Raw genomic sequence first — 21,332 nt, forward strand, 5'->3', positions numbered from 1 at the left:
GAGAATTCGGAGTTACGCTGTCGCAAGTGCTTGCATTTTGCTAGCATGACTAGAGGAGGGGACATGGCGACATTGACAGTTCGAAATCTGGAGGCGACGATGATCGAAAAGCTGAAGGCGCGCGCGACTCAAAACGGGCGCTCAATGGAGGCCGAAGCGCGAGCGATTCTCGCAAAGGAATTCGCGCCTCCGCACGAGAGTGGCGCCGCCTTTGTCGAGCGCATCCGACAGCGTTTTACAGACGTCGATACGAGCGACCTCAATTTTGATCGAGATCCTGATCAGGGTCGGCCTGTTAGATATGAGCAATGATCGTTTTAGACACCAGCGTGCTCTCCGAGCTGACGAAACCGCAGCCGGCCGAACCAGTCGTTGCCTGGTTCAAGGCGCTAGCTGACGTAGACGTTCGGACTACTTCGATCTCTGCAGCTGAGCTCCTCAATGGTGTTGCACATCTTCCCGCAGGTCGTCGTGCTGGTCAGATTTCACAGAAGATCGCGCAGATGCTCGACATCGACTTCGCCGGAAAAATTCTTGCATTCGACTACGACGCAGCCGTGCATTATGCCGACATCGCGTCCCAGAGGTTCGGGGCAGGTCGTCCGATCAGTGTGAGTGACGCAATGATCGCGGCGACCGCACGGGCCGCCGGGGCACACCAACTCATAACTCGTAATGCGAAAGGCTTTTTCGAAACCGGATTAGTTGTGATCAACCCTTGGGATGCGTGACTCGGGCTCTTCGAAAGACGCTGATAATGCACATTATGTCAAGTAAAGTGCTACATCTTCGCATTGAATGCGAATTGGCCGGTACGCCTGGCCTCCGTTGTTCTAGGCCGATCGAGTGGCAGCAACGTTGGTCCGGACTGGCGGTAACGACTGTGGAAATCATCCCTTGCACCACGACCTACAACGGCCTGATCAGGACTTTCTTTCGGGATGTTGACATTTCTCGCACTTAGTGCGAATCTTTCGCATAATATGCGTACGATTTCAGATTCTACCGCCGGGGCGGTTCCCACTCATCTGCGGGCCCGCGTCGCGGTGCTGAATGTGGAAGAAAGCATGTGGGTAGGCATGCTGGACGGCTGGGCTGCGCAGCAGCTCTCCCGGAATCTGTCGGCATCGACGGTCGAAAAGCGTCGATCGGTCGCGATCCGGTTTCGGTACTTCGCGGAGTGTTATCCCTGGTCCTGGTCGGCCAAGATCGTCGACGAATTCTTCCTTGAACTACGCGCCTTGAAGGGCGCGTCTCATTCAACTGTACTCGGCTATCAGAACGCGTTGCGGCTCTTCCTGGAGTATTTGACCGATCCAGCCTACGGGTGGGCCGAACAATGTTGGGAGCGGTTCGGCGACCACCCTGCACAGGTATTTCACGAGTGGAACACCGCTCGGCACTCTCAAGACGCTATGGCGAGCCCTGGGAAGCGCCCCTACACGCGCGATGAGATCCAGGACCTGTTCGATTGCGCCGACGATCGGGTACTCCGGATCCGGCGCGCTGGCGCGAAGGGCTGGATCCCAGCATTCCGAATCGCCACGATCATGAAAGCGGCATACGCGTGGGGTCTTCGCCGGAACGAGGTCCGCCAGCTCGACCTGGTGGATCTCGCATCGAACCCAAAGGCTCGACAATTCGGTGACGTCGGGATCATCTACGTGCGATTCGGTAAGGCAATGAAGGGCGCTCCGCCGAAACGCCGCACCGTGCTGACCCTTCCGGAATTCGACTGGATCGTCGAGTGCATGCGCGAGTGGAAAGAAGAAGTCCGCCCACTACTCGCACCACCAGGATCAACATCGCTCTGGCCCAGCGAGCGAAGCGGTATGCTCGCTGCCGACTCCGTAAGCCGCGCGTTCAATGAGGTCAAACGCGAAGCCGGCCTCGACGACGACCTCGATTTCCATTCACTCCGACGCTCGTACGTGACGCATCTGGTCGAGGACGGCTACGACGCGTTCTTCATCCAGCAGCAAGTCGGACACGAGCACGCATCCACCACGTCTATCTACACGGGCCTCTCCCCCGACTACCGCGCCCGCGTTGTTGATGACGCGATCGCTCGGATGGCCGCACAGCTCGCGACGAAGGAGAACAAGTAATGCAACGTCGAATCCAACACACTTGGCGCCTGCGCGAACTGATGGCCGCCCGCGGGATGAACACGATCTCCGACCTTATCCCCCACCTCAGCGACCGAGGCATCCATCTCTCCGACTCGCAGATCTATCGGCTCGTCGGTGTCACACCCGAGCGCATGAATCTCGGCCTGCTCGGCGCAATCCTCGACACCCTCGACTGCACATTCGAAGAACTCTGCCCAATAACCGTTCAAGCAATACCGGACCGAGCCACCGGCACCACGGACACAACAATGACGAAAGACGCTTTCCGTCCGGCCCGGGCACGAGTCCGCCGTCCCGAATGAGTCGGCCCCGCTCCGCCCCGCAGTGCGTCCGTTGCGGGCATGCTGGCGTTCGGTTTGCTACGACCTGGCCGGAGGGCAGGGTCTGCCGTCGCTGTTACCAAAAAGCTACGCGCATCCACGGGAACTGCCCGATCTGTGGAACAGAACGGCTCCTCCCGGGGCTCGTCGGTGATCAGCACGCATGCGTCGACTGCGCCGGGATACCCAAGGACTTCCACTGCACGCGCTGCGGCCGCGAAGACGAACCCGTACGAACCGGACTCTGCGCTCACTGCTGCCTCACTGACGACCTCACCGACATGCTCGATGACGGCACCGGAACCATCAATCCCAGCCTCTCCCCTCTCTACACCGCACTCACGTCACAAAAGCACGCCCGAAGCGCCCGCGTCTGGCTCATCGTGAGCCCCGACGTCACCGACCTGCTACGAGGCATCGCACGCGGCGAGCACCCCATCCGCCACACCACATTCACCCAACATCCCCGACCAAAAAAGGTCGCGCACCTTCGCGAGCTCTTCATCGAACTCGGCCTGCTCGATCCGGTGCCGCTCGATATCGAACGCTTCCAAACCTGGCTCGAAAAAAAGCTCGAGACCGAACCACCCCCTCTCGCACGTCTAATCAAGCAATACGCGCGCTGGGTGCACCTGAACCGGATGCACCACCTCGCCGAAACCAGCACCCTGCGTAGAGGCACCCTACTGTCTGCGCGTCAGTCGACGACGGCCGCGCTCGAGTTCCTCCGCTACCTCGATGAACACGGCCACACCGCAAACCAGTGCACCCAATCCGACATCGACAACTGGCTCAGCACCGGACCAACGACCCGCAGTCTCGCGAGGGGCTTCGTTCGCTGGGGAATCACACAAGGACACATCCCACCCGTCGACTTCCCCTACCGAACAGCAAAAACCGAACCCATCATCAGCCAAGAAGAACGCCGGCGACTCCTACTCAGAACACTCGACGCTGACGCACCCGCCACAAACGCAGACAGAGCAGCTGCGATCCTGCTCCTGCTCTACGGGCAGCCTCTCACCCGCATCGTCTCCATGGAACTCACGCAGATCACCGTCACCGAAACTGTCATCATCAGAATCACCGACGACGACCTCACCATCCCACCACCATTCGACGCCGTACTTCGCCGCCACCTGAACACCTTGCCGAATCAGAACACATCCGCACACCGCGAACAGCAACGGCTCTTCCCCGGCGTAAGCCCCGGGCAACACCTACACCAAACCACAATCATGAACCGCCTCCGCGACTCCGGCATGAACCTCCGCGGCACCCGAAACGCATCACTCCGCTCACTCGCACTGGAAGTACCAGCCCCGATCATCGCTGACTCCCTCGGCTACAGCTACCAAGTCACCGACAAACACCGCCGAAACGCCGGCGCAACCTTCACCGACTACGTGAGTAGGCACGCTCTCTCAAACAAAAAGCCCAGCTAGCTCTACCCTGCAGGCTCATCCCCGGGTGCCCTGATTCCCTGCCTTCACAATCGATGCAGAAGAACAGATCGCCGCGACGAAGCTTGCGACCGCGCGCACCAAACATGAGCCGCCCTACCGCGGGCGACGTCGATCTTTTAGGGAAGATAGTGGAGTACGACGAGTTTGCTTAGCCGTTCGGAATCGGTCCAATACCGACTCTCCAGCTCAGTAATTCGCCGCGATTCCTGATCTGTAACCAGTGCATAAAGATTTCGATTGTCTTCCTCATGAACGGCTTCATAGTGATGTCCCACAACTTCGTCCATCCGCCTGACAAGATCAGCCGTCCGATGGGCTCCGACAATCTGAAGAGAATCTAGCGCTCGTTCATAGACCGCTGGCCCCCAGTTGCTATAGAACTCAAGGAACCCACCACTGTTCATATCTGATTCCAAGCGCCAGAGAGAAACTAGTTCCTGATCGTATTTGGAGAGATCGCCAAATTGCCAACGTGCAAGCTGCAACCTGTCGAGAGCGCCGTTGTATAGATCCTCCTGGAGAAGGTCAAAAGTATTCACCAGCCCTAATGGCCCGCAATCGCGCAGTTCTGGCCAGCACACTCCATGGAGATCGTCGACGAGTGTCCAGCCACTTAGTTCGGACGGTGAAGCCTGCGCGAGAATGGGAAACAGCGCAAGCCGCCGTGATAGCAGCCCACCACCCACAAGCTCTAGCTTCAGAAATTCGGCATCACACTTAACTGAGGATATATCGCCTGTCATCCAACAGACCGTAGCACTGCAAAGTCAGTTACACGCAGTCCACGCCCCCGGCACAATAGGCCGGTGAGGAATCCGCCGGGCCGCCAGTAGAAGTTACTCTTATTGCAGAAAGTGCAATCCGGTGGCGGATCTACGTCAGACGCTCAGCAGAGCTTCGGCTCTTTCGCGAATTTGATCAAGCACTCGGCGAGCCGTCTCCTGCTGCCTCTCATCGATCCCCTCGACAAGTTGAAGAGTTGCCTCCCGGACGCCGGAGCGTGCTGCCGCGAGCTCTGCGGTCCCGACCTGCGTCAACGTTCCCTTCTCATCGAGCAGTCCCGCGTCATGCAAGTCGCGGAGAATCCCGTGAATTTCGATCAAGTCAACCTTGAGCGCTTCGGCGACCGCATTCTGCCAGCCTTCGTTTGGGGCGGCCGGATCGGCGCTGCTCGCAGCATTGATGACGGCCCAGGCCGAGTAGCTGGCGATTGCGGTTGACGAGAGGGTCTTACCGAGCAACGCGCGTAAGGCGTTTTCGGTCGGCCCAATCACGGTAGGCAGTGGACGATCCGACGGCATCAGCGCTCCTAGAATGTTGGTGTGACCAATACTGTATTGGTATAACCAACAGGAGTCAAAGCAATGTCCCTTGATCTCGCCTCCATGCCCACGTGGGTCTTGAATTCAGCGGCGGTTCGATCCCATCAAATACTCCAGGCCGGACTCGCGACGGCCGGCGTCAACGGTTACGAGTTCCGATGCTTATCCGCCCTTACCGGTGCCGATCAGCTGAGCCAAACTGACATCGGCGCCGCTGCCGCCCTTGACCCTCGCGACGTCACCCATACCGTCCGCGCACTCGAGAGTCGCGGTCTGGTGTCGCGCTCGAAAGATCCGAAGCATGGGCGCCGTCAACTGGTGTCGCTTACTCCCCAAGGTCAGCGGATCGCGGAACACCTCACAGACGTCATGGAGGGCGTCCAGAATACGGTATTTCGCAAGCTAAGCCCCGACGCACGCGCGACCCTCGTCGAGCTTCTTGAGCACGTGGGCCGGGCTTGAGCGATTACCCACACCCGGCTGCGTCCCACTTTCCGCCTCACCCGCATTCATCATCTCTTGTGCACGCGAAACCCGCCCGCGAACTGCTCAGAAATCGAGGCCCTCAGAGTCAAAACGGACAACGGTCTTCACCAGTAGTGGTTACTTTGGCTGCGCTTTTGCAACCATGAGCCCCGCGTGGGCGTGTTACTCGCTTGCGGGGAATGCGCGCAGTGCCCTCTCTGCTACCGTTGCGAGCTGAGCGCGTGTCGCGCCGGCGGCGGCTTGGACCGCGAGTCCGCTGGACACAGTGGATAGATATCTCGCGAGTTCCTGGGCGTTCTCGGAGGAGGGCAGGTCGCCGTCATCGATCGCGCGCTGTAGTCGTTGCGCGATCCGCGCCTCTCCCCCGGCGCGGCTGTCGCTGAGGAAGTCGACGATCGGCTGATCTTCGCGACTTCCGGCCAGCCGCCTTGGATCGAGAGGCATCCGGCTGGCCTGCCAGGGCCGGTGATCGCGGCGACGTTGCTCCTGAGGTAATGCTCGGCGACCGCCCGCGCGGCGGGCTGAGCGATCGCTTCACCGACGTAGGCCATGTCTATTTCCGCGTACCGGGCGACCGCGAGCTTGAAAGTGTCTCCCTTGTTGCCGAACGCCGCATAGAGGCTCGGGCGGCTGATTCCCATCGCGGCTGTGAGGTTGTCAAGGGTCGCCCCCTCATATCCCTGCCGCCAGAACACCTCGACGGCTTGGTCGATTGCCTCGTCCAGGTCGAACTCGCGCGGTCTTCCTCGAACTGGCATTGCGACACCTCTCGAGCGAAGCGGACTACATCGAAGACCGCGAGGGATTCGCCCACTGGCTCATCGAAAGGGTCCGCAACAACTGAAGTCGCCCGGGCAGCCGGGCTCAGGAGCTGCCCCAACATCTAGAACTGGCCGGTCCAGAATCCGCCGGGTCACCACATATAAGCTGCCTGATTGAAAGATATGTAATGAGCGAAGATTTGGGTAAGGTATCCGGTCTCCCGATAATAAGCCTCTGATCAGGGATTCTGATACTCGTCCCGGCGTGCGGTCGTTGGGTATTTCGTGTAATTGATCGCGGCATGGCAAGTGGTTATCTCGCCTCTGATCAGCGTTTCTCTTGACGCTGATTTCCTTTATGCAATTATCTTTCACGTTATGAAGCCGATTGTGGATGGCCGTGACTGGAGCCTGGACGGTTATCGTTTCTGCCACTGGGTGACCAAGCGGCTGATCCTGACGTGTTCCTCGGTGAGGTATCGGACGGCTGGGGTCGTGCTCAGCGGTCTGCGCAATTCAGCGCGAACACCATCAGTTCAAAGCGCGCGCGGGTTCTGATCTGGTCGAGTTCTCCGGGCACTATCCGTGGGAATGGACAGTCGGCGACGCTGATGACTATTTCTCACGCGCTCGTGGAGTGCGGAACCTCGCCTACGCCACGATTCGCTCGTACCAGGGTGTAATCAGCATGTTCTGCGAGTTCGCGTCCGACGCCGCGTACGACTGGAACACGGAATGCGCCCGGCTGTTCGGCAGTGTCTTCTCGCAAGTGATCACCGAGTGGAATCGGATCACTCATTCTCAACCGTCGGAGGCGAAGTCGGTTAAGCGTGGCTTCTCGCAGGGTTAGCTGCAACAGTTCTTCGATCTCGCCGACCTCGAGGCGGAACGAATTGTCAACGCCGGCCGTCGCGGCGCTCTCGCGGGGATGCGCGACGCGGCCACGTTCAAATGCCTCTACGGCTGGGGCCTCCGCTGCGACGAAGCCCGCCATGTCCAAGTCGTGGACTTCTCCCGCAATTACAGCGCCCCCTACTTCGGCGACTATGGGGTTCTCCGCATCCGGTGGGGTAAACCTCACCGCGGCTCGGCGAAGAAGACCCGCTCCGTGCTGACCGTCTGGGACTGGCCTGCCGAAGCGCTCCGCACCTGGATCGGGCGGGGACTCCCCTTGTACGGCAATGAGCAAGGCCGGAACATGATCACCGCGTGTCTCACCGCACGGCAGGAGATCACCGAAGCCGGCAAATTCCTCACCTGGCTATACGACACCCGCGGCATGACCGCCGATCAGCTCCGACAACAACACGTCGACGAATACCTCGCCAACGGCCCCAGCACCAAAAAACACATTCGGAACTTCCTGCACTGGCTCAGCCGTGTCTCGCGTCAAGTAGTTGGCAGGGTTTCTTCTTTTTCGAAGTTGGGGATGGTGGGGTCGGCGAGGCCGGCGTGGACTTCGGCTGGCCGGTTCCAGGCGATCGCATCGTGGGGGCGGACGTGGTTGTAATCCTGTCGGTACGCCTTGATCTGTTCGATAAGGCTGAGGCTGTGCTCGATCTCCTCGCGGAATAGCCATTCGTATTTCATCGACCCGAAACCGCGTTCGCGTGACCCGTTCTGGCCAGGAGTTCGGACCCTCGTTCTGACGTGCCGGAGCTCGGGGTGCGCGGTAATGAACGCCTCGAACCTGAACGACCTGAACGGGCCGCCATTGTCCGTGACGATCGTGAGCACGGGACGAATTTCGCCCGTCTCCGGGTCGGCGACAGCATCATCGATGAGCGGGTGACCGAGCAGCTGTTCGGCCTCGGTCAGGGCGAGCTCAATCGCAGCGACCTGGTCGTGTTGATTACTGGTCGGTGAAACGTGGCAGTCGTACTCGTACTTCGACCAATAGTCCCGGCAGCCAGCGATCCGCCACACCCCACCCGTCGTGGTCTCGTAGTCGCTGAAATCCAGCTGCCACACCTGGTTCGGGCCGGTCGGTTCCTGAGCGAACGCAGCCTTGCGTCGTTCGGCGAGTTTCCGGCGTTCGCGCTGGTAATCAGCAGGCAAGATCAGGCCCTCGTCGCGCAGCAACCGCAGCACCGTGGCCTGCGATACCCGATGCCCATCGTGCCTTGTCATCGCCCACACCTTCCGGTGACCCCACGCCGGATGAGCTGCCGCATGCTTCACAACCAGCTCCCGGGCACCCGCCCGTGCCGGCCGCGGCCACGGCCCTTTCGGTGGTCGTGACGTGCGTGCTTTCGCCTGCCAGCGCCGCCAGGTGCGTTCGGGCATGTCGAAGAGTGCGCAGAACCTCGAAGTCGACATGCCCGCATCCTTACGGATCACCTCGAGGTCCTCGAAGGGCCCAAACGGCCCTCAGCGCTCTTCTTCCAGACGCGGATTTCGACCGCGGCCTCGCCCAACGCTTGGGTCAGTTCGCTGACCTCTTCTTCGAGCTGCCGCTCACGCGACGAGGGCTTCGATTTACCTGTCTCGATACCCGCCTTGCCAGCCTCGAGGAACTGGCGTTTCCAATTCCCGATCGACTGCTCAGACACCTTCTCACGACGCGCCGCCTCAGCAACCGTGATCTCGTTCTGCAGGATAGACAACACAATACGGAGCTTCTCCTCCGCCGGGATCGTCGGTGCACGACTCATTACTCAGACCTTTCAACAGGGGCGCTGCTCACGCAACTAACAACCCCTGCCAACTATTCTGACGCGCGACAGCCGCAACCAAGCACGGCGCCGCCGCATCACCACCAGCTACCGAAAAGCGATCACCACCCCTCTCATTACTCAGGATCAACGCGTTGAACTCGTCGCCAACTGCCTCACCTTCGAACAAGTCGCCCTCTCCACCCGCGTCGCCGCCCCGATCTTCCTGCTCTGGGCACAGCCGCTCAACAAGATCAGCCAACTCACGACCGCCGCAATCGACATGTGACCCGACGGAATGCGCATCACGCTTGGCTCATCAGAATCTGACGTACCAGCACTCATCGCCGGCCCACTCTGGGAACACGTCTCCGATCGCGGCAATCAGCGGACCACGAACACCGGCAATAATTGGTTATTCCCTGGTTACCGCGCCGGACAACCAATCCACCCGACAACCCTCGCCGACCGATTCCGCACCCTCGGGATCGACACGCAACGCGCCCGCAACACCAGCCTCCGCGACCTCACCCACCAACTCGACCCACGATCCCTCGCCGACCTCCTCGGCTACAGCCCCCGCATCATCGCCCTCCACGCCGCCCGAGCCGCCACACCGATGAGCGACTACATCACCCTTAAGCGCTCGAATCGATGAGCCATGACAACGAAAACAACAGGGAGTCGCCATTCAAGCCGATGGCAGTGCTGACGCCATGAATGTCATCGATTAACCCCATCAAAGTCAGTTCAAACGTCAAAGCGCCGATATCACATGCTCTAGGCCACGAAGAAAATGGGGCGCACCGACTGCTCTTAGTCGAGTCATCAGCCGCCGCAAATAATGTACTTGTCGCTGGTCTGACACCAAGACGCACCCAATGATGACGCGTACAAGCCCAACGCCGCTTGTGCATCCTCGTTGGTTGCATTCTCATTAATAACCGAGTGGAAAATGATGCGAATTACACCGTGCAAGGGGGTGTATCCCTCCCACGTCTTCTCGAACACGAGGTCGAATAGCTGCTTCTCGTAAGGGTCTACGCCACTCCCACCGTTTCCAGCAGAACCTGAGCCACTCGAACCAGACCCGGTGGAACTGCCTCCACCGTCACTTATGTCCCCACCGGCCGTCGAATTACCGTCACCCGACGAATCTCCGCCCGAAGAGTCACCGCCAGACGGCTCTCCATCGGGTTGAGTCTGAGCCGGAGGCTCCTGCTCTGCGAGGGCGCGAGCTGCTGGCGCAAAGGCTGTCAGTGCGATGCAGAGTGCGATTGCTGGGAGGGTAAGAGTTCTCATCAGAGCAGAATACCTCATTAATTGAGATTTCATCATTAGACTGCACCCTGGGCGCTCACGCAATCACGAGCCATACGCCAACTGAGGCCCCCACTCTTCGGCAAGATTTCAACCGCTGGACTCTCGCTACCGCCGCAATGGATTAGCCGGCAAATTCGGACTCAAGACGTGAGTGAACAAACGGATAACCAGCTTCGCCATCAATAAGCTGCTCGATTGAAGGATATGTAATCAGCAAAGTCTTGGATAAGGCGCGCTGCCTACCGATAATCAGCCTCTGATCAGGACTTCCGATGCTTCGTCTCCGCGTGCCGTCTTGGGTTCTGTGTATCTTTCGCGTCAAGGCAAGTGGTTATCTGAGCTCTGATCCATGAGCGAATACATCACACTCAAACGCACGAAGCGCTGATCCGTGTCAGACGACAGAACTACAAGCGTCGTTGGCGAATCCGGCATCGCTCAGCAGAGTGAACGGATGCTCTCCGCCGCAGCCGACCCAACACAGTCACGATGTGTTGCCAATCGCATAAGCTACTGAGCAGCCCTCATTTAAGCGATTCCCGCCGATTCGTGATCGGAGCGCTCGACGACAATGACTAACTAGACAGGAAGGTGGGTCCCATGAACATCCAGCGTCAAGGCCGATGGTTGTACGGCGCTGCAACCTATTTGCCCGTCGATATCGTCAGCCTGAACTACGACTTCTGGTACGAACTCGCCAAAGCTGACCATCAATTGGAGCCTGACGAGCATCCGACGCCTCTCAACGCGGAGGGCGTTCTTTACTACTACCGCTATCGCCAGGCGGCTAAACCCTCGGCTTCAGTGTGCCCTGATTCCATCGGTTACACCGAAATTGAGGATGCGATGAAGGCAGCAGAAGAACGATCACCGTCACCGATCCAGTGGGACTGACAGCCCACCACTGGCTAAACTCTGGCCAGCCGTGCGCGAGTTCCCAGGACTTCGTCGTGGGAAGACATAAGGCCAATGCGCCGTCTCGAAGAGGAGGCAATGGATACCCATGAAGCAAGAAACGGATAGTCAGCTTCACCAGTAATGAGTTGAGCCACCGACATGCTGGAACTTCCCGACTCTGGTGTACTCGCACCGTGACAGAGCACTCTCATGTTCACGACGGTTGAGCACCTCGGCTCCGACGACCCCCGCAGTGCCTCTCCCGTCAGCAACCCGCTGTTCCGGCGGGTGTGGTCGGAGCACTCCGCCCGCCTGCTCGCCAGCGGGACGGCGTGGATCAGTATCGACGGCAGCGAGATGGTGGGGGCACCTTGGCAGGTGCCCGCCCACCACCTCGTTGCAAGCGTCACTGTTGTATGAACGCCAGCAAGTCCGGGTTGATGACGTCGGCGTGGATCGTGAGCATTCCGTGGGGGTAGCCCTCGTAGATCTTGAGCGTCGAATTCGCGAGCAGCTCGTGCTGCTTCAGGGAGGCATCTTTGTAGGGGACAACCTGGTCGTCGTCACCCTGCGTGACCAGAACCGGAACGGAGATTGCTTTGAGATCGTCTGTCTGGTCGGTTTCAGAGAACGCGGCGATGCCGAGGTAGTGCGCCTGCGCGCTGCCGGTCATGCCCTGGCGCCACCAGTTCTGGATCACCGGCTCTGACACCTTGGCCCCCTCGCGGTTGAAGCCATAGAACGGCCCGGATGCGACGGCCTGGTAGAACTCGGCCCGGTTCGCGGCAAGAGCGCTCCGGAAGTCGTCGAACACAGAAATCGGCGTTCCTTCGGGGTTGTCTTCGGTCTGCACCATCAGCGGCGGCACCGACGACACCAGGATCGCCTTCGCGACGCGGCCCTGCGGCTCACCGTACTGGGCGACGTACCGCGCGACCTGGCCACCGCCGGTGGAATGACCGATGTGGATGGCGTTCCGGAGGTCGAGGTGCTCGACGACGGCATTCGCGTCGCTGGCGTAGTGGTCCATGTCGTGGCCGGTGCCGACCTGCGACGAACGCCCGTGGCCGCGACGGTCGCTGGCGATGACCCGGTAGCCCTTTTCGAGAAAGTAGAGCATCTGGGCATCCCAGTCGTCGGCAGACAGCGGCCAGCCGTGGTGGAACATGATGGGCTGCGCGTCGGGGCTGCCCCAGTCCTTGTAGTAGATCTCCACGCCATCTTCTGTGGTCACAAAAGCCATGATCGAACCTCCCGTTGATGTCGAACCAGGGCTTCCCTCGGGACGACGGATTTGGCACTACCGCTCCTCGATGAGCCGAAGAGTGACTCAAATCTAGATCCAAGACAAGCACTACGGTTCCGACATCTGCCGAGGATCGGCCAACCGAAATTGCTACGCCCGGACGCGACAGCGAAAACCCCCGACCACTCAGATCATGGTGGCAGCACTTGTCGAAGATGGCCGGCAGCTCCGAAGAAGCTCCTTCGAGAGAGAAGGACCATCCGCTGATTTCTTGACTGGCCCTCCCCGGGTCACTCTGCTGACGACCCCGAGAGACGATCGGGCTGCCCCCACGCCGCACGTAGGGTAACTTAAGCGGGTGTTCCACTTTCCAGCTCGAAACGCGACTCCTGTGACCAGCCGACGCGGTGGTTCGCGACGCGGCTGGCCTGCCCCTTGAGCGGCCGTTCAGCCGTACTCGCTGACTTCCTTCGCAGCCGGCGCGCACGACTGGATCCAGTCGAGTTCGGACTTCCGAAGTGCAATAGGCGCGTGCCGGGTTTGCGACGGGAAGAACTCGCTAATCTCGCCGGCATCAGTCGGGATTATTACACCCGACTAGAGCAGGGCCAGGCGCACCAGATGTCCGACCAGGTGCTGAAGAGTCTTGCCGGCGCACTGAGGCTCGACGACTACGAGCGCACCTATCTCGCAAGAATCGCGCACACCGGTTCAACACCGACGCCCCGTGCGAAGGAACCGACGCCCATCAGCGATCAGGTCTTGACGCTGCTGAAGAACTGGTCGCACGTTCCGGCCTATGTCTTCGACAGTAATCAAGACGTGATCGCCATCAACGAGATGGCCGACATTCTGAACCCGGGTTACAGGATGTACGGCGACAACATCATTCTTGGTGCCTTTGCCGTTTTGCGAGACTTCCCCGAGGTCGAGAACTACACCCAAACCGCGAGAATCACGGTAGCTGCTCTGCGATTCCACAGCGATCCGGAAAATCCTCGGCTGCGAGAGATCGTGGGTGAGCTCTCCGTAAGCAGCCCGGTGTTCCGGCGAATGTGGGCCGAACACGATGCCCGCCCCCTCACCGAAGGAACGACCATGATCAGCATCGAGGGAAGCGAGATGGTCGAGTATCCCTTTCAGATCCTCGAGGTACCAGGGGGGTTCTTTATGGCATTCTGGCCCGTGACGGACGGAACGCGCGCATTCGATTTATTGGCGCACCTCCGCGAAACCAAGATGACCGGCCGACCGATCCGCGGATCATTGCGAGGTTGGCCGGCCGGCTGAGCCTCAGCGACGATTGAGCCTCATCGCCGGTTCAGCCTGAGCGCCGATTCAGCTTCAGCGCAGTGGCGTGATGCCCTGCGTGCTTCGGGGGAAGGTCGCGAGCACGCTCTCGGGAATGTTGAGGTGCGCCGCGGCCAGCGCGGGTGGCACGTGAGCGAGCCAGTTCGCGAGGGAGACCTCTTCGTAGTGGTCGCTTCTGAAGGTCTCGAGAAAGACGAGGGTGTCGTCGCCGGTGTTCTCGATGTAGTGCCCGAGGTTGCGTTTCACGACCCCGACGTCGCCGGCTCGAAAGTCGGTGGTGTTCGCGTGCGGGCCGGTGTTGAACACGGTCATCCGCCCCTGTCCCTTCAGCCAGTACTGCCATTCGTCGGCGTTGGGGTGCCAGTGCAGCTCGCGCATCGATCCGGGCTCGATCGTGACGAGGCCCGCGGCGATCGTCTTGGAAAGTGGAAAGTTGCTGCTGTCGGCGAGCTGGATCTTGCCGCCGCTGTTCTGGTAGGTCGGTTCCGTTCGCGAGAGGCGGAAGATCACCGCTTCAGTGTCGGGTTGCGCGCCGGCAGCAGTGCGGTCGGCCTCAAGATCGCCCGGGACCTCGCCCGGGAAGATCCACAGATTGTGCAGCGGGATGTCGCGGAAGACCTCCTGCGCAACGCCGAAGTTCTTGGCGAGCACCTCGGGTGGCGTGTGCGCGAACCAGTCGGTGAGCAGGAGCGTGTTGCTCTCGCTCTGTGCGCCGTCGTCGAACGCGAGCACGAATTCGGCGCCGTCAGGGCCGAGGCCCTGCAGGGAGTGTGGGAGTCCGGGCGGGAAGTACCAGAGGTCACCCTCCTGAACGTCGTCGACGCTCGGCATCCCGTCGCGGCTCAGGGTGGTGATGCGGCAGTTGCCGCGCGTCATGATCGCCCACTCGGCGGTCTGGTGCCAGTGCAGCTCGCGGATTCCGCCGGCTTCGAGGTACATGTTCACCCCCGCGATCTCCTCCGAGATCGCGAAGTCGGCCTGGGTGAGTTCGCGGGCCCACCCTCCACGCTGCACCCGCCGCGGCGAGATGTTGAACGATGACCAGAAGAACTGCTGGGTCGAGATGTCGGTGGCGGGGGCATCCATCTGGTTCGGGAACTGGGACTCGATGACCGGGTTCTGCGGGCCGGTCATCACTGTCGCCTCCGGGTCGTCGACGGTGTTGACCTCGCCCTCCTGGGGCAGGTCGGGATCGCCGAAGACGGGGGTTTCGTGATGGGCTGCAGCGCCGTCGAGGGGTGTCATCGTTCTCCTTGGGTTCGTTCCCGCTTTTATCACCAGACGTTAGAGCAGCGATGAGCGTGCGCGACAGCGACTATTGACGACATCGTTTGCGACGAACAGTCGGACGCAGCGATGGTGCGGGTATGCATGAGAGGGCCACGCAATCGCCCGCGACCCAGACATATCGTGAGGGTCATGATGAACATCCAGGAAATCGTCGATGAGCTCGCAGTAGCACTCGACCGGTCGGTCGTCATCAATGACCTCGACCATCGGCCGATCGCCGCCAGCGCTCAGGGCGACGCCATCGATGCGATTCGTGCGGCCACTCTGCTGCAACGGCGAACGCCACCGGCGGCGCGAGCGCTCGTCGAACAGCTGAAGATTGCCCAGGCACGTCAGCCGGTTCAGGTGGACATGAGCGAGCTCCAGGCGCTTGATCGGCTCTCGATCCCCATCCGCGACGACGGCGGGCCACTCGGCATCATGTGGTTGATCACCGGCGGCCTTCCTCCACTCACCCCTGCGCATTACAGCGCGATCGATGCGGCGGTGCTGCTGGTGCGGGACGAACTCTCACACCAGATTCCTTTGGAAGACAGCACCGCACGAATATCGGTGATCGCACGCCTGCTCGCTGTCGACGGCGCAATCGCTCGGCGTGCGTTCAGCGACGCCGTCTCCAATCTGTGGCTGGAGCGCGGAAGCGGCACTCTCGTCGTTGCGGTCGCTCTCGGTTCCAAGGTGGGCGCCATCGAACGGGTGGCCTTCGGCCGCCAACTCGATGCGCGCCGAACACAGGGCATCTTCTATCTGGGCGAACGCGGCACGACACAGCTGTTCATCGTTCGGGCGGCGGAGTCAGCTCCGGTCATCGAGCAGATCCAGAACGAGGCAGCGGATCGTTCTCTTCCTCTCCGTGCAATCGGCACGGCCCGACTGGATCGCTACGCGGAAGACATCCGCACCACGGTCGACCACGCCGTGACCGCAGCCCATACGGTATTGCAACTCCCCCACCTCACAGGAGTGGCCGACATCAGTGAGTTAGGCACCTGGTTGATGCTCTCCTCGATCGCCGAGGACACGGCCCAGATCGCCCTGTTCTCCCCCGCCGCCTATGCGTTGTGCGTCGACGGCGACGCCGTGCAACGATCGACCATCGAAACGTATCTCGACGTGCGTTCGCAGGTGAAGGAAGCCTGTCAGCTTCTGCACATCCACCGCACCACCCTTTATTACCGCCTCGAGAACATGCCACCCATCGTGAAGCTCGCACTCGACGACGGCGTGGCACGGAGTACCCTGCACCTCTGCTTGAAACTCATCCGATTCTGGGAGACGAAAGCACAAGTATCCCGCCAGGAACACAGTTCGCTCAGGGAGTAGCACCCGAAGCAAGCAGACGAGCGAACGTCGAGGCCGACTCCTCCGTCGCCGGGCCCCACACGAGCAACGAATCCTCGTCGTTGCCTGGAACCCGCAGCACCTGATACCTCATCTGGATGGGCCCGACCGAAGTGTCGGTGAAGTCGATCACATCGCTGGACTTCGCCGATGTCGAGTCATCTGCCCACGCAGCAGAGAAGTCGATGCTCATCACCGACAGGTCTCCGACGATGCCCCGGAACTGCGCGTCACCCGCGTGCTGGTTCAGCGACTCCCGGAGAAGTGCGGCCACCTGGTTCGCCGCGGTGTCATACATGTCGCGGCCCCTGTCGATACCTGCGTCGAGAAACGTGAAGCGAGCCAAGTTGATGCCCTCCGTGAAAGCGGGCGACAGTGCGCGGGCTGCGCCATTCGAGGAAACGACTGTCATGTGGCGGTCGCACAGCAGCGCCGGAACACCAGACCATGACGAGATCATCGCCTGGATTGCGGAGCGGGATTCAGCGTCGACTTCATCAGCATTCACGTTTCCACGCTAACGCCGAGAATCGACGTCGTCTTGTCACATCGTCGCAAGATGACTCGACAGCGGTCCGATTTAGCCCGAATCGGCCTTTTCTACAATCGGACCACCGCAAAGGGACGAAGTGCGCCGTCATCGCCCTGGCCCGCGTGGTGGCCTCCGCTATCGAGACGCCGCCGGCATCCGCTCCCCCACCGGCCGCAACGTGGTCAGCGATCCGCGAGGGCGATCTTCTCCTCGCTCCGTGTGTCGAAGTGCGCGAAGAATGCGGCCGCCTCATCGATACCACCGGCGGTGAAGGATGCGGCCCCACCCTCGACAGCCTTGCCGAGCACTGCAACAGGGTCTAGGAAGACCATGCCGGCGACGACCTGCTTCGGCACCGACACCACGAACGACGCATCCTGAGGAATCGATGTCGTTGCCTCCAAAATGCCGTTGCGAAGGATAAGTCCGACGTTCTCACCCGTGTCGGCGACGTGCACACCGGCCGAGACGATGCCAGCTGCCTTCTCCGGGTCGACCCGGAACCGAAGGCTCTCGAGGAGGGCCGATCCGGGCATAGCCGCGATCTGATCGGGGGCGTTGATCTGTATCGCGAGTGAGTAGTCGATCGTACCGTCGAGCTCCCGCGCAGCCGTGAGGTAGAAGTTGCGCCAGTTCGAATTCGGCGTGCCATACCCGAGGGTACGGAGAGCGCTCGCCTTGAGAAGCCGCGCAGGCTGGTCGGTGGGGTCGGTGCGCACGAGGTGGCTAATCAGCTCTGCCGCCCACTGATGGTCGCCCGCGTCGGCCGCGGCCTGAGCGGCCTCTTGTACCGCCTCGCGGCCTCCGATGAGGTCGATGTAGTGCTGAGAGGACACGCGGATGTTCAGCGGAGCGAGGGTGGTGGGATCGGCGTTGAACCAGCCGAGCTCCCCGAAATAGATCTGCCGCACCGAGTGCGGCACACCACCGTAGAAGTCGCCAAGCCACTCGCTGCTCGAGAGCGTTTCAGGCAGCACGACTTTCTCTACCAGGTCGTCGGGCAGGAAGCCCTTGTTGATGTGGCGAAGGGTCTGGTCGTAAACGTAGGAGATCGCATCGCGGTAGTCGGTGAGCACCTTCGCGACCTCGGTACGACCGGCAAGAGGGCGGCCGTGAGAGGGCACCATGAAGTCGGCCGGGAGGGGCCGGAGGTTCTTGTCGATCGACTTGAACCAGGCCTGGGGATCGCGGTAACGACTGCCGCGGATGGAGTGCAGGTTCGGGAACGATTCGCCTTGAATGACCTCGGCCGACTGCAACACTCCCAGATCGGGGAACCACGTCACGATCTCGTCGATCGCTTCCGACGGCGCCCAGAAGATCTCCATCCGAACGCCGGCGACGGTCAGCTCGAGACGGTCGTCGACGAGGGTGTTCGGGGTGACCAGTGACATCGTCTCCATGATGAAGTCCGGACCCAGACCGCCGTTCACGCGCCCTTCGGCGCCGACTTCGAGGAGGCTGCCGAGGGAGTAGTCGGCGCGTACGGCGATGATGGGGCCGTCTCCAGAGATGGAGTTGGCGATGATGTTCGCCATGAAGTCGCGGTGTGCAATGACGAGCACTTCGCCGGAGTCGGCCTGTTCCTGGGTGATGAACGCCTTCACGCCGGCATTGTGGTCGGTGTGCCAATGCGAGTACAAGATCGCTTTGATCGGCAGATCGCTGATCTTCCGCAACTCGACGAGCTGCCGCTTACCCTTCTCCACATCCTCCGGGGGATCGATCAGAATCAGACCGTCATCGCCCACCACCACGGTGAGCGCCGAGAGCGCATAGCCGAAGATCTGGAACACGCCCTTCCCGATGATCTCGAACACCCCCGCGTCCATCGTGCGCGAGTGCTCCGTCATCTCTGCCGGAACGGTCTCTGCGAAGTCGGTGAATGCTGTGTTCTCACCCGACGGGGTGAAGGTCACGCCCTCTGCTGCGCCCAACCAGTACTGGCCCATTACTTCCCCGCGTCTCGAGCACCCATTGCCCGTCTCCGCAATCGAACCACGAACGAGCGTGCTGACGGAAGAGTCAGAATCACCCGATACCCGAGGCGCGTAAGATCACTCCGGTACCTCATCAGCGCGGCGATCCTGATGCTTCTCCCCCCGTGTCGAGCCATTGCTGGAACGTTTGCACCCCGAGTCTTGTACCGGGAGTGGGAAGCAGGCCGCCGTTCCGCATTGCGGCGCCCATCGCACCCGGCAGGGGCACGCTCAAGACAGCCGTCTTGCGCCCACGGGCTCTGAGGTAGCGCCGCACCATGTCGGGCATGTTTTCTTCGAGGGGGCCAGCCAGATCCGGGGCGAGACCGATGGGCCCATCAGTAGCGATGCGCACGAGTTCTGCAGCGACTTCCGCGGCGGCGATCGGTTGTGAGCGCATGGTAGGTACGAACTGGATTCCGGCTACGGCGCCGCGATTCACCGTCTGCTCAGCGAACTCGTGGAATTGAGTGGTGCGAAGCAGTGACCATTGGTCGCCCGAGGTCATCACTTTTCGTTCCTGGGCGCCCTTGCCTGCGTAATAACCGGAGTCCGCGTTCGCTGCTCCGATAATGGAGAGAGCGACATGGTGCGGCACTCCTGCCAGGCGCTCCGCGGCGAGGAGATTGTCAGTCACCGATTCGAAAAATGCCACAGCGACCTTTGCGGAGAGACTGCCCGTCGAGGTCACGTCTATCAGCGCATCGACACCCTCCAGCCGGCCGGCCACTCCCCCAGCGGATGTGAGATCCACTCCCCCCGCTCGGCTGAGTTCGACCGTCTGATATCCGGCCGCCTGTGCCGAGCTGAGCACACGTTTGCCGATGGTGCCGCTTGCTCCGGCGATGGCGATTTTCACTGGCTGTTCTCTTTCTGGTTGACGGGAATGCGCGAAGGAAAAAGGAGCACGATGCCGAGGCTAGCGCTGAGCCCGAGCGAAACAATGTTGCCGACCTTGTCGGTTGTCGACCCCATGAGATGGGTGGCGTGATAGATGAAATGCAGCACGCCGAACACGGCCCAGCCCAGTCCGGCCATCCGTCCTGGCAGGGCGGTGCGGGCGAACAGTGCGGCGATGCTGATGGCGCCGAGGGCCAGGTAGAAGCTGCCGACATCGCTGATGAGGTGATCGTTGAACGGGCCCATCATGCTGATCCAGTGCAATCCCAGCCCGGGAAACGAGTCATAGAACGAGCGGTGAAAGAACTCTGCCCAGATGCCGACGAAGAGTCCAAGTACCGCGGTGAGGGCGAGCATCACTCGCCGAAAAGGTGTGTTCATACTTATTACGACGACACAGGCACGCGAAGTGTGAGGCCAGCCCTCACATTTTGCGTTGCAGCGTCGTCTTAAGGGGTGAGGAGGCGATCGTGAGCGATAACGCCAGGAACGGCATCGACGACAAACTCATCGGAGAGCGCCGACATCTGCTCGCTCTGGCGTTTCGCATGCTCGGCACGATATCCGAAGCAGAAGATGCGGTTCAAGAAACCTATACGCGTTGGTACCGGATGCCGCAACCAGATCGTGATGCCGTTGTCGTTGTCGCCGCGTGGCTCACCCGCACGACCGGCCGGATCTGCTTGGACATGCTCGGATCTGCGCGCGCACGACGGGAGCGGTACATCGGCCCGTGGCTACCAGAGCCGCTGCCCCTCGCGACTTTCGACGCCCGAGCCGACGACCCACTCGACCGCGTGGCTCTGGACGACTCGGTCAGCACCGCACTCTTAGTCGTTCTTGAACTGATGACGCCGGCGGAGCGAGTGGCGTTCGTGCTCCACGATGTGTTCGCCGTGCCGTTCCCCGAAGTCGCTGAAATAGTCGGTCGATCGCCCGCCTCATGCCGTCAACTGGCAACCTCCGCACGTGCACGCGTGCATCAGCACGCATCACGGATAGTGCCCCGTCGGGAACACGACCAGGTCGTTCGCGCTTTCGCGCAAGCAAGCCGTTCGGGCGACTTGGATGCGCTCATTCGAGCGCTTGACCCGAACGTCGTACTACGCTCCGACGGCGGCGGAATCGTGACTGCCGCCCGCAATCCCGTGTATGGAGCCGAACGTGTCGGCCGGTTCCTCTTGGGCTCACTCCGCAAGCGCGAGGGAGTCGAGGTGATCGAGCAAGAGACGAACGATGGTCTCGGATTCGCCCTGTGGGACGAGGGCCGCATCGTCGGAGTCGTGACGCTAGAAGTTGCCTCGGGACTGATTACGAACGTTCGCATGGTGCTGAATCCGGAGAAACTCTCGCTCTGGAACTGACGACCCGA

23 protein-coding genes are annotated in these 21,332 nt (G+C 61.0%); 12 read left to right on the forward strand and 11 right to left on the reverse strand.

From position 1 onward, the window contains the following. Positions 1-63 precede the first annotated feature (63 nt). The 5 genes from LQ955_RS06525 (at position 64) to LQ955_RS06545 (ending at position 3,897) form a co-directional block, all read left to right on the forward strand. Positions 64-312 carry a FitA-like ribbon-helix-helix domain-containing protein gene (locus tag LQ955_RS06525; RefSeq protein ID WP_231027367.1) on the forward strand — a complete coding sequence of 83 codons (249 nt, stop codon included), beginning with the start codon at positions 64-66 and terminating at the stop codon, positions 310-312. Then, entirely contained in the window at positions 309-731 is a 423-nt protein-coding gene (locus LQ955_RS06530; protein ID WP_231027368.1) for a PIN domain-containing protein, read from the forward strand. The genes LQ955_RS06525 and LQ955_RS06530 overlap by 4 nt, the downstream gene beginning before the upstream one ends. A 252-nt stretch (positions 732-983) precedes the next feature. Beyond that, complete coding sequence (locus LQ955_RS06535; RefSeq protein WP_231027369.1) at positions 984-2,108, forward strand: tyrosine-type recombinase/integrase; 1,125 nt, start codon at positions 984-986, stop codon at positions 2,106-2,108. Continuing rightward, positions 2,108-2,434 carry a helix-turn-helix domain-containing protein gene (locus LQ955_RS06540; protein WP_231027370.1) on the forward strand — a complete coding sequence of 109 codons (327 nt, stop codon included), beginning with the start codon at positions 2,108-2,110 and terminating at the stop codon, positions 2,432-2,434. The genes LQ955_RS06535 and LQ955_RS06540 overlap by 1 nt, the downstream gene beginning before the upstream one ends. A gap of 299 nt (positions 2,435-2,733) precedes the next feature. Next, complete coding sequence (locus LQ955_RS06545) at positions 2,734-3,897, forward strand: hypothetical protein (RefSeq protein ID WP_231027371.1); 1,164 nt, start codon at positions 2,734-2,736, stop codon at positions 3,895-3,897. A 137-nt stretch (positions 3,898-4,034) separates the two neighbouring features. Here LQ955_RS06545 and LQ955_RS06550 read toward each other — a convergent pair whose 3' ends face one another. Both LQ955_RS06550 and LQ955_RS06555 read right to left on the reverse strand, forming a co-directional pair. Beyond that, positions 4,035-4,661, reverse strand: a complete 627-nt coding sequence (locus LQ955_RS06550) for a DMP19 family protein (RefSeq protein ID WP_231027372.1) — start codon at positions 4,659-4,661, stop codon at positions 4,035-4,037. Positions 4,662-4,796: 135 nt separating this feature from the next. Further along, the gene (locus LQ955_RS06555) at positions 4,797-5,219 is read right to left on the reverse strand and encodes a hypothetical protein (RefSeq protein ID WP_231027373.1); all 423 of its coding nucleotides are present in this window, start codon (positions 5,217-5,219) and stop codon (positions 4,797-4,799) included. A 63-nt stretch (positions 5,220-5,282) separates the two neighbouring features. On the opposite strand from LQ955_RS06555, the gene LQ955_RS06560 reads away from it, so the two are divergent. Continuing rightward, positions 5,283-5,702 (forward strand): MarR family winged helix-turn-helix transcriptional regulator, encoded by a 420-nt coding sequence (locus LQ955_RS06560; RefSeq protein ID WP_231027374.1) that lies wholly within the window; start codon positions 5,283-5,285, stop codon positions 5,700-5,702. A 224-nt stretch (positions 5,703-5,926) separates the two neighbouring features. Here LQ955_RS06560 and LQ955_RS20170 read toward each other — a convergent pair whose 3' ends face one another. From LQ955_RS20170 to LQ955_RS06570, 3 genes are all read right to left on the reverse strand, one after another. Further along, positions 5,927-6,484, reverse strand: a complete 558-nt coding sequence (locus LQ955_RS20170; RefSeq protein ID WP_390623449.1) for a TetR/AcrR family transcriptional regulator — start codon at positions 6,482-6,484, stop codon at positions 5,927-5,929. A gap of 1,392 nt (positions 6,485-7,876) precedes the next feature. Then, positions 7,877-8,806, reverse strand: a complete 930-nt coding sequence (locus tag LQ955_RS06565; protein ID WP_313788390.1) for an integrase core domain-containing protein — start codon at positions 8,804-8,806, stop codon at positions 7,877-7,879. Between the two features lie 17 nt (positions 8,807-8,823). Beyond that, on the reverse strand, positions 8,824-9,141 hold the full coding sequence (locus LQ955_RS06570; RefSeq protein WP_231027376.1) for a transposase: 318 nt from the start codon (positions 9,139-9,141) through the stop codon (positions 8,824-8,826). A gap of 298 nt (positions 9,142-9,439) precedes the next feature. Here LQ955_RS06570 and LQ955_RS06575 point away from each other — a divergent pair, with 298 nt between their 5' ends. From LQ955_RS06575 to LQ955_RS06585, 3 genes are all read left to right on the forward strand, one after another. After that, positions 9,440-9,799, forward strand: coding sequence for a hypothetical protein (locus LQ955_RS06575; protein ID WP_231027377.1), 360 nt, complete (start codon positions 9,440-9,442; stop codon positions 9,797-9,799). 1,265 nt (positions 9,800-11,064) lie between these two features. Beyond that, positions 11,065-11,358, forward strand: coding sequence for a hypothetical protein (locus tag LQ955_RS06580; protein ID WP_231027378.1), 294 nt, complete (start codon positions 11,065-11,067; stop codon positions 11,356-11,358). A gap of 213 nt (positions 11,359-11,571) precedes the next feature. Next, complete coding sequence (locus LQ955_RS06585; RefSeq protein ID WP_231027379.1) at positions 11,572-11,781, forward strand: hypothetical protein; 210 nt, start codon at positions 11,572-11,574, stop codon at positions 11,779-11,781. On the opposite strand, the gene LQ955_RS06590 is transcribed toward LQ955_RS06585, so the two are convergent. Next, positions 11,768-12,604 carry an alpha/beta fold hydrolase gene (locus LQ955_RS06590; protein ID WP_231027380.1) on the reverse strand — a complete coding sequence of 279 codons (837 nt, stop codon included), beginning with the start codon at positions 12,602-12,604 and terminating at the stop codon, positions 11,768-11,770. The two genes, LQ955_RS06585 and LQ955_RS06590, sit on opposite strands and share 14 nt — an antisense overlap. A 438-nt stretch (positions 12,605-13,042) precedes the next feature. Between LQ955_RS06590 and LQ955_RS06595 the strand changes: the two genes are divergently transcribed. Beyond that, positions 13,043-13,897 (forward strand): helix-turn-helix transcriptional regulator, encoded by an 855-nt coding sequence (locus LQ955_RS06595; protein WP_231027381.1) that lies wholly within the window; start codon positions 13,043-13,045, stop codon positions 13,895-13,897. Between the two features lie 54 nt (positions 13,898-13,951). Here the strand turns inward: LQ955_RS06595 and LQ955_RS06600 are convergent, their stop codons facing one another. Continuing rightward, entirely contained in the window at positions 13,952-15,163 is a 1,212-nt protein-coding gene (locus LQ955_RS06600) for a cupin domain-containing protein (protein WP_231027382.1), read from the reverse strand. A 174-nt stretch (positions 15,164-15,337) separates the two neighbouring features. Here LQ955_RS06600 and LQ955_RS06605 point away from each other — a divergent pair, with 174 nt between their 5' ends. Further along, positions 15,338-16,531 (forward strand): PucR family transcriptional regulator, encoded by a 1,194-nt coding sequence (locus LQ955_RS06605; RefSeq protein WP_231027383.1) that lies wholly within the window; start codon positions 15,338-15,340, stop codon positions 16,529-16,531. Here the strand turns inward: LQ955_RS06605 and LQ955_RS06610 are convergent. From LQ955_RS06610 to LQ955_RS06625, 4 genes are all read right to left on the reverse strand, one after another. Then, the gene (locus LQ955_RS06610) at positions 16,521-17,057 is read right to left on the reverse strand and encodes an MmyB family transcriptional regulator (RefSeq protein WP_231027384.1); all 537 of its coding nucleotides are present in this window, start codon (positions 17,055-17,057) and stop codon (positions 16,521-16,523) included. The two genes, LQ955_RS06605 and LQ955_RS06610, sit on opposite strands and share 11 nt — an antisense overlap. A gap of 206 nt (positions 17,058-17,263) precedes the next feature. Then, positions 17,264-19,033, reverse strand: coding sequence for an alkyl sulfatase dimerization domain-containing protein (locus LQ955_RS06615; RefSeq protein WP_231027385.1), 1,770 nt, complete (start codon positions 19,031-19,033; stop codon positions 17,264-17,266). Between the two features lie 121 nt (positions 19,034-19,154). Next, entirely contained in the window at positions 19,155-19,919 is a 765-nt protein-coding gene (locus LQ955_RS06620; RefSeq protein WP_231027386.1) for an SDR family oxidoreductase, read from the reverse strand. Then, on the reverse strand, positions 19,916-20,341 hold the full coding sequence (locus LQ955_RS06625; RefSeq protein WP_231027387.1) for a hypothetical protein: 426 nt from the start codon (positions 20,339-20,341) through the stop codon (positions 19,916-19,918). The genes LQ955_RS06620 and LQ955_RS06625 overlap by 4 nt, the downstream gene beginning before the upstream one ends. An 89-nt stretch (positions 20,342-20,430) precedes the next feature. Between LQ955_RS06625 and sigJ the strand changes: the two genes are divergently transcribed. After that, complete coding sequence (gene sigJ, locus LQ955_RS06630; RefSeq protein ID WP_313788391.1) at positions 20,431-21,324, forward strand: RNA polymerase sigma factor SigJ; 894 nt, start codon at positions 20,431-20,433, stop codon at positions 21,322-21,324. The last annotated feature ends 8 nt before the right edge of the window (positions 21,325-21,332 follow it).

Origin of the sequence: Subtercola endophyticus, assembly GCF_021044565.1 — a bacterium.
In the GTDB taxonomy this organism is placed as follows: Bacteria; Actinomycetota; Actinomycetes; order Actinomycetales; family Microbacteriaceae; genus Subtercola; species Subtercola endophyticus.

Coding starts and splice junctions, on each gene's coding strand:
- LQ955_RS06525 (WP_231027367.1), top strand. CDS start 64: ATGGCGACATTGACAGTTCGAAATCTGGAGGCGACGATGATCGAAAAG.
- LQ955_RS06530 (WP_231027368.1), top strand. CDS start 309: ATGATCGTTTTAGACACCAGCGTGCTCTCCGAGCTGACGAAACCGCAG.
- LQ955_RS06535 (WP_231027369.1), top strand. CDS start 984: ATGCGTACGATTTCAGATTCTACCGCCGGGGCGGTTCCCACTCATCTG.
- LQ955_RS06540 (WP_231027370.1), top strand. CDS start 2,108: ATGCAACGTCGAATCCAACACACTTGGCGCCTGCGCGAACTGATGGCC.
- LQ955_RS06545 (WP_231027371.1), top strand. CDS start 2,734: ATGCTCGATGACGGCACCGGAACCATCAATCCCAGCCTCTCCCCTCTC.
- LQ955_RS06550 (WP_231027372.1), bottom strand. CDS start 4,661: ATGACAGGCGATATATCCTCAGTTAAGTGTGATGCCGAATTTCTGAAG.
- LQ955_RS06555 (WP_231027373.1), bottom strand. CDS start 5,219: ATGCCGTCGGATCGTCCACTGCCTACCGTGATTGGGCCGACCGAAAAC.
- LQ955_RS06560 (WP_231027374.1), top strand. CDS start 5,283: ATGTCCCTTGATCTCGCCTCCATGCCCACGTGGGTCTTGAATTCAGCG.
- LQ955_RS20170 (WP_390623449.1), bottom strand. CDS start 6,484: ATGCCAGTTCGAGGAAGACCGCGCGAGTTCGACCTGGACGAGGCAATC.
- LQ955_RS06565 (WP_313788390.1), bottom strand. CDS start 8,806: ATGTCGACTTCGAGGTTCTGCGCACTCTTCGACATGCCCGAACGCACC.
- LQ955_RS06570 (WP_231027376.1), bottom strand. CDS start 9,141: ATGAGTCGTGCACCGACGATCCCGGCGGAGGAGAAGCTCCGTATTGTG.
- LQ955_RS06575 (WP_231027377.1), top strand. CDS start 9,440: ATGCGCATCACGCTTGGCTCATCAGAATCTGACGTACCAGCACTCATC.
- LQ955_RS06580 (WP_231027378.1), top strand. CDS start 11,065: ATGAACATCCAGCGTCAAGGCCGATGGTTGTACGGCGCTGCAACCTAT.
- LQ955_RS06585 (WP_231027379.1), top strand. CDS start 11,572: ATGTTCACGACGGTTGAGCACCTCGGCTCCGACGACCCCCGCAGTGCC.
- LQ955_RS06590 (WP_231027380.1), bottom strand. CDS start 12,604: ATGGCTTTTGTGACCACAGAAGATGGCGTGGAGATCTACTACAAGGAC.
- LQ955_RS06600 (WP_231027382.1), bottom strand. CDS start 15,163: ATGACACCCCTCGACGGCGCTGCAGCCCATCACGAAACCCCCGTCTTC.
- LQ955_RS06605 (WP_231027383.1), top strand. CDS start 15,338: ATGATGAACATCCAGGAAATCGTCGATGAGCTCGCAGTAGCACTCGAC.
- LQ955_RS06615 (WP_231027385.1), bottom strand. CDS start 19,033: ATGGGCCAGTACTGGTTGGGCGCAGCAGAGGGCGTGACCTTCACCCCG.
- LQ955_RS06625 (WP_231027387.1), bottom strand. CDS start 20,341: ATGAACACACCTTTTCGGCGAGTGATGCTCGCCCTCACCGCGGTACTT.